Raw genomic sequence first — 1,646 nt, 5'->3', positions numbered from 1 at the left:
CGAGAACGTCGACGCCGCCCCCTTCCGGACCGCCGAGCGCGCCGCGGCGGAACGCGTCACCGCCGACGACGCGGACAGCCTGGGCGACGAGCCGACCGAGAACGTCGACGCCGCCTCCTTCCGGGCCGCCGCGACGGCCCCCCGCCCCGAGCCCGCCCCGGCGAGCGAGGACCTCGACGAGGACCGGACCGCCCGGTTCCCCGAGGTCGCGGCGCGGGACGGTGTCCTCTCCGGGGAGGACCGAGCCGCGGTCTCCGAGGACGTCGCCCTCCCTTCTGGCGCGGACGACGCGGACCGCGCCTCCGTCGTCGACGACATGGCGGTCGCCTCCAGCGGTCCCGCTGGCGGCGAGCCCACGTCCGAGGACGCGGACGTCACCGCCCTCGTGGACGTCGGCGCGCTCAAGGCCGCCGTGGACGGCCCGCCCACGCTGGCCCTCGGCGACAACGCCGGCCCCGGCCGCCCCGGCCAGGCCGCCGACGGGAACGCCGACACACCCGTTTCGGAGCCGCCCGCGCCGGATGAAGCGCAGGCCTCAGCGGCCTCCGAGGCCGCCACCCGGGCCGGCGCGGCGTCCCCCGGCGCGTCCGTGGCCGATCTCGCGGCCGAACCGACCATCACGAACGAACAACCCGCCGTCGCGGACGAACCCACCCTCGCGGCCGAACCGACCATCACGAACGAACAACCCGCCGTCGCGGACGAACCCACCGTCGCGGGCGAACCGGCCCTCGCGAGCGACGTCGCCGTGCCCACCGGCTCCACGGAGCCGGACGGGGCCGGGACAGCGGCCGGTGCGGGCCCCACCCCGCCGGAGGCCGCCGGTGACGCCAAGACCGGTGACGCCAAGACCGGTGACGGCGAGGCGGACGACGACGCGGACGACGAGATCCGCTATGAAACGGCCCGCCTGCTCATCCCGATCGAGCTCGCCGACCAGCCGGGCAACTACAACCTGCGGAACTGGATCGACCTGCTGCGCTCCGGTTCCTTCGGCCAGACCCCGGCCGGCCGCACGACGATCGCCATCGCGGCGGCCGTCCTCGTCCTGCTCGTCGGTGGGTTCGCGCTGCTCACCGTCGGCTCGGGCGATGGTGAGGGCTCCGCGGCAGACAAGGGGTTCTCCGTCGTGGGCGCGGCACGGACGACCTCACCGGCGCAGGCGCCCACCCCGGCCCTGGTGCCCACGCTCCCGCCTCCCCCGGCGGTCACCACGCCTCCCGCGACCAGGGCCCCGGCTCCGCCGACCCGGCGGACTACCCGGGCTCCCAGGCCCACCCCAACCCAGGCACCGGCGCCTCCCGCGTCGCCATCGGCACCGGGCCCCACCCAGTCCCAGACCCAGACCCAGCCTCAGACCCTTCCTGCCTGTTACACCCAGTTCCCGCTGATCGCCTCCTGGCTCGACCAGATGGGCGGCTGCTAGCCGGCCCCGCCGGGGTTCGCCCTGTGACGCCAGACATGATCGGCGTTTGTGCCCCGGGGAGGTCGTGGACAGGGCCCGGTCGCGACCTCCCCAGGGCACTATCGGCGATCATGTGTAGCAGGCCGACGTTCGCGGTCGCGGTACTAGGGCCAATGCCGTTGCGTTAGGTGGTTGCGGGTGGGCACGCCCTCTGAGGGTGGTGGCGATGGCCGGGAGCGTG

At 75.3% G+C, this 1,646-nt stretch carries 1 pseudogene; it reads left to right on the top strand.

From position 1 onward, the window contains the following. Positions 1-1,426 (top strand): annotated as a pseudogene (locus I6A81_RS02660) (hypothetical protein); the annotation flags it as partial. Between the last annotated feature and the right edge of the window lie 220 nt (positions 1,427-1,646).

It is taken from the genome of Frankia nepalensis (assembly GCF_016786325.1).
GTDB lineage: Bacteria > Actinomycetota > Actinomycetes > Frankiales > Frankiaceae > Pseudofrankia > Pseudofrankia nepalensis.
This window is presented reverse-complemented; position numbering and strand designations above follow the sequence as displayed.